Genomic DNA, 5,272 nt, shown 5'->3' on the forward strand with positions numbered 1-5,272 from the left:
TAGTATCTCGCACCAACCGCGTTCGCGCCGCTGCCGCACACTCTTCCCCTGCACGCCGCTCTTCGGAGCCCGCGCGACGGTCGTGCGCGCGGCTGGCGCGATGCGTTCGCGCAGTTCGGCACGCATCGTTCGCCGCCGCGGCACTACGTGTACGCGGCCGCGATCTGCGCGGCGATCACGGTGGTCGCGAGCCTCGTGTCCGAGCGGCTCGACCTCACGAACCTCGTGATGCTGTACCTGCTCGGCGTCGTGTTCTCGGCCGTGCGGCTCGGGCGCGGCCCGGGCGTGCTGCAGTCGTTCCTGTCGGTGGCCGCGTTCGATTACTTCTTCGTACCGCCGCGCATGTCGTTCTCGGTCAGCGACACGCAATACCTGCTGACCTTCTTCGGGATGCTGCTGACGTCGCTCGTGATCAGCCACCTGACGTCGACGCTTACGCGCCAGGCGAGCGTCGCGCAGCGCCGCGAGCGCCGCACCGGCGCGATCTACGCGATGGCGCGCGAGTTGGGCGCGGCGCTGACCACCGAGCAGATCGTCGAGATCGGCAGCCGCCACGTGGGCGAGGTGTTCCGTGCGCGCGTCGCGTTCCTGCTGCCCGACAGCGCGGACAAGGTGCGGCAGAAGATCGAGGAGCCCGATGCGGCCGTCACGCTGACGGGCGCCGATCTCGACAGCGACGTCGGCCAGTGGGTGTACGACCAGCAGAAGCCGGCCGGCCGCGGCACCGATACGTTGCCCGCGACGGCCGCGCTGTACCTGCCGCTGAAGGCGCCGATGCGCACGCGCGGCGTGCTCGCGGTGGCGTCGCGCGAACCGCGCGAACTCGAGGTCCCGGAGCAGCAGCGGATGCTCGACGCGTTCGCCGCGCAGATCGCGCTTGCGCTCGAGCGCGTGCACTACGTGGAGATCGCGCGCGATGCACTCGTCAGCATGGAATCCGAGCGGTTGCGCAACTCGCTGCTGTCGGCGATCTCGCACGACCTGCGCACGCCGCTCACGACGATCGTCGGCTTCTCGTCGATGCTCGCGAACGGGCGCACGGCCGCGCAGGGCGGCGATGCCGCGGCGGCCGAACGCTTCGCGCAGCGCGAGGGTGAGCTCGTCGACGCGATCCACGACGAGGCGCTGCGGATGACGGGCATCGTCACGAACCTGCTCGACATGGCGCGGCTGCAGGCCGGCAGCCTGCAGTTGAAGCGCCAGTGGTCGCTGCTCGAGGAAACCGTCGGCGCCGCACTCGCCGCATGCAAACGCGTGCTGGCGCGCCATCCCGCGCGCGTCGTGCTGCCGGCCGACCTGCCGCTCCTGCAGATGGACGCGGTGCTGATGGAGCGCCTGTTCACCAACCTGTTCGAGAATGCGGCGAAGTACACGCCGGCCGATACGCCGCTCGACATCGGCGCCGAGCGCGTGACCGAAGACGGCTTGCCGTTCGTGCGCGTGCTCGTCGACGACTACGGTCCCGGCCTGCCGGCCGGGATGGAAACGCGCATCTTCGACAAGTTCACGCGCGGCGAGAAGGAATCGGCGACGCCGGGCATCGGCCTCGGCCTCGCGATTTGCCGCGCGATCGTCGAGGCGCACGGCGGTAAAATCGGCGCGCTCAACCGTACGGCACCCGACGGCCACGTGACGGGCGCGCGTTTCTGGTTCACGCTGCCGGTCGAGACACCGCCGGCCGCGCCTGCCGTACCCGACGACGAACCCGATGTGCCGGGTGCGTCGTCCCCATCCGAATCATTGCCAGATCATGAGTGAACCCAGCCTGACCGTCGTCCTGATCGAGGACGAAAAGCAGATCCGCCGTTTCGTGCGCGCCGCGCTCGAGGAGGAGGACATCGCGGTGTTCGAGGCCGAGACGGGCAAGCAGGGGCTGATCGACGCGGCGACGCGCAAGCCCGATCTCGTGATCGTCGACCTCGGCCTGCCCGATACCGATGGCCTCGACGTGATCCGCGAGCTGCGCGGCTGGTCCGAGGTGCCGGTGATCGTGCTGTCCGCGCGCACGCAGGAAGAAGAGAAGGTCGCGGCGCTCGACGCGGGCGCCGACGATTACCTGACCAAGCCGTTCGGCGTGTCCGAACTGCGTGCGCGGATTCGCGCGCAACTGCGCCGGCGCAACCAGGGCGGCGCGAACGAGTCGCCGAAGGTGACCTTCGGCACCGTGACCGTCGATCTCGCGCTGCGCCAGGTGTGGCGCGACAACGAGATCGTGCACCTGACGCCGCTCGAGTACCGGTTGCTCGCGACGCTCGTGCGGCACGCGGGGCGCGTGCTCACGCACCGCCAGCTGCTGCGCGACGTGTGGGGGCCGTCGCACGTCGAAAGTCACCATTACCTGCGGATCTACATGGCGCACCTGCGCCAGAAGCTCGAGCGCGACCCGGCGCAGCCCGAGTACATCGTCACCGAGACGGGTGTCGGCTACCGGCTCGTCGGCGCCGCATGACGGGCCCGGCCGGGCTGCAGCGACGCCCGCGCGCGTGACGTCGCGGGCCGGCACGGTTGCGTCGGCGCGACAGTCTCGCGGCCGACGCGCGTGTTGCACACCCGGCGCTCATTCCCCGTTATCCTGACCGTTCCGCGAACGAAAACGAGGAGCGTGCAATGTCCGTCCGTCTGGTCGTCATCTGTGCGCTGGCGCTTGCCGCGTCTGGCGCGTTCGCCCAACCGCTGCCGCCCGGGCAGCAACCGTCGTCGCAGCAGCAGGCGATGGCCAATCCCGCGTCGGTCAATTGCGTCAAACTCGGCGGCCGCCACACGATCCGCAACCTGTCGAGCGGGCAGGTCGGCATGTGCGTGTTCAAGGATGGCCGCGTGTGCGAGGAGTGGGCGCTGTACCGCGACGACCGCTGCGTCGGCGGCGCCACGCCGAAGCGCGTATCGAACTGACCGGCCCGGCCGGTCGCGCCCCCGATCGGCCGCCGGCCACGCGCCGCGTCCGTAAGCATCTTGTTATACTCGGCGCCGCCCGGGGACGACCCCGGGTCATTCGCTTCAACGGGGACGGCCCCATCCGATACGGAGTACGTCGAGATGGCGTGGGTATTGTTGTTCATTGCCGGTTTGCTGGAAGTGGCCTGGGCGGCCGGCATGAAATCGTCGGACGGCTTTACGAAGCTCGGTCCGTCGGTGTTTACGATCGTGACGGCGCTGGCCAGCTTCGGGCTGCTCGCGGTCGCGATGCGCCAGTTGCCGCTCGGCACCGCGTACGCGGTGTGGACGGGCATCGGCGCGGTCGGTGCTTTCGTGTTCGGCATCGTGATGATGGGCGAGGCGCTCACCGTCGCGCGCGTCGCGAGCGCCGCACTGATCGTCGCGGGACTGATCGGCCTCAAGCTGTCGTCGGCTGCCTGACGAACGCATCCGGGTGCGCACGCGCCCGGGTGCCGCACTGCGGAATTGCGCCGGCCGCCCGCCCAGCCTGTCTATAATGGAACGCATTCGGGCCTGAATACCGTCGTGCTTCTCGCGGCACGCGGTGCCGGTCGCCACGCGCCGCGCGGCCGGTCTGTCCGCCTCGATCCGATCAATCGGCAAAGCGCACGGAAAGTGCAAGGAGAGGGCCATGATCGAAGCCATTTCGCTCGGCGCGGGGCTCGCGTGGGCGAGCGGCCTGCGCCTGTACCTGACGGTGCTGATCGCCGGCGTGCTGGCGCGGTTCGGCTGGCTCCACCTGCCCGACACGCTGGCCGTCCTGATGTCGCCGTGGGTCATCGGCGCCGCGGCCGTGCTCACCGTTACCGAATTCCTTGCCGACAAGATCCCCGCGTTCGACTCGCTGTGGGATGCCGTGCACACCTTCATCCGCATTCCGGCTGGCGCCGTGCTCGCAGCCGGCGCGCTTGGCCATGCCGATCCGACCGTGCTCGCGGTTGCTGGGCTCGCGGGCGGCTCGCTCGCCGGTGCCGCGCACGTGGCGAAGGCCGGCACGCGCGCGATGATCAACCTGTCGCCCGAACCGATTTCGAACTGGATCGCATCGTCGACCGAGGACGGCCTCGTGGTCGGCGGGCTCGTGCTCGCGTTCTTCGTTCCGCTTGCGTTCCTCGTGCTGCTTGCCGCTTTCATCGCGGCGTCCGCGTGGGCGCTCCCGCGCCTGTGGCGTGGTGTCTCGGGCGGCTTTCGCGGCATGGCGAACCACATGGTGTCGCGGCTCAACTCGATCGGGGGGAAGCGCGATTGAAGGGGCGGCAACACGCGGCGCAGCCGCCGGCCGGGCAACCCGGCCATGAGGTGAGTGCGCATGCCGGCCGCTTCGGCCTGCGCGACCTGATTCGCCAGGCCGCACGCATGACCGCGCGCGACTGGCGCGCGGGCGAGTTGACGTTGCTCGTCCTTGCCTTGGTGCTCGCGGTCGCGGCGCTGACGAGCGTCGGCTTCCTCGCCGACCGGCTGCGCCGGGGCCTCGAGCGCGACGCGCGCCAGATGCTCGGCGCCGATTTCGTCGTGCGGGCCGATCGCCCCGTCGATCCGTCGTTCGACCAGCAGGCCCGCGCGCTTGGGCTGCGTACCGCGACGACCGCCATCTTCCCGAGCATGATCGCGTCCGCCGCGGGCGGGCAGGCGACCGACGCGGCGCCCTCGCGCCTCGCGGCCGTGAAGGCCGTGTCGCCCGGCTATCCGTTGCGCGGCGCGGTCGAGATCCTGCCGGCCGGCGCCGCCGCCGCGCAGAAGGCCGCCGAGATTCCCGCGCCCGGCACCGTGTGGGCCGATCCGGCGCTGCTCGATGCGTTGCACCTGAAAGCGGGCGATACGGTGCGTGTCGGGCTGCGCACGTTCAAGGTCGCCGCATCGATCTCCCGCGAACTCGATCGCGGGTTTTCCTTCGTCAATTTTTCGCCGCGGCTCATGATGCGCGCAGACGAGCTCGCCGCGACGGGGCTCACGGGCTATGGCAGTCGTGTCACGTACCGGCTGCTGGTTGCCGGCGACCAGCAGGCTGTCACACGCTTCGAAGCGTATGCACACGCACGTGTCGACGGCGGGAAACTGCGCGGCGTCGGTCTGGAGTCGTTGCAGGAAGGCCAGCCACAGGTGCGGCAGACGCTGGATCGTGCGCGTCACTTCCTGACGCTCGTCGCACTGCTCACCGCGCTGCTCGCGGCGGTCGCGATTGCGATGGCCGCGCAGCGCTACATGCGGCGCCATCTCGACGGCTGCGCGACGATGCGCTGCCTCGGCGTGAGCCGTCGCACGCTCGGCGCGCTGTTCGCGCTCGAATTCGCCGGCATCGGGATCGTGGCCGGCGCCGCAGGCGCGGTGCTCGGCT

The 5,272-nt window shown here is 70.2% G+C and carries 5 protein-coding genes and 1 pseudogene; all 6 read left to right on the forward strand.

Going from position 1 to position 5,272, the window contains the following annotated elements:
* Positions 1-66: 66 nt before the first annotated feature.
* Positions 67-1,758, forward strand: a pseudogene (locus G3N93_RS33810) (DUF4118 domain-containing protein); the annotation flags it as partial.
* Entirely contained in the window at positions 1,751-2,449 is a 699-nt protein-coding gene (gene kdpE / locus G3N93_RS33815; protein WP_039370506.1) for a two-component system response regulator KdpE, read from the forward strand. The pseudogene G3N93_RS33810 and the gene kdpE, both read left to right, overlap by 8 nt.
* Positions 2,450-2,607: 158 nt before the next feature.
* A complete protein-coding gene (locus tag G3N93_RS33820; RefSeq protein ID WP_206134917.1) occupies positions 2,608-2,892 on the forward strand; it encodes a DUF333 domain-containing protein in 285 nt (94 codons plus the stop codon).
* A 144-nt stretch (positions 2,893-3,036) separates the two neighbouring features.
* Positions 3,037-3,357 carry a quaternary ammonium compound efflux SMR transporter SugE gene (gene sugE / locus G3N93_RS33825; protein WP_039370509.1) on the forward strand — a complete coding sequence of 107 codons (321 nt, stop codon included), beginning with the start codon at positions 3,037-3,039 and terminating at the stop codon, positions 3,355-3,357.
* A 211-nt stretch (positions 3,358-3,568) separates the two neighbouring features.
* The gene (locus tag G3N93_RS33830) at positions 3,569-4,186 is read left to right on the forward strand and encodes a DUF4126 domain-containing protein (protein ID WP_011352729.1); all 618 of its coding nucleotides are present in this window, start codon (positions 3,569-3,571) and stop codon (positions 4,184-4,186) included.
* Positions 4,183-5,272 (forward strand): ABC transporter permease (locus G3N93_RS33835; RefSeq protein ID WP_206134918.1); only part of this gene is annotated, 1,090 nt, incomplete at its 3' end. The genes G3N93_RS33830 and G3N93_RS33835, both read left to right, overlap by 4 nt.

This window comes from Burkholderia sp. Se-20378 (assembly GCF_017104665.1).
In the GTDB taxonomy this organism is placed as follows: Bacteria; Pseudomonadota; Gammaproteobacteria; order Burkholderiales; family Burkholderiaceae; genus Burkholderia; species Burkholderia lata.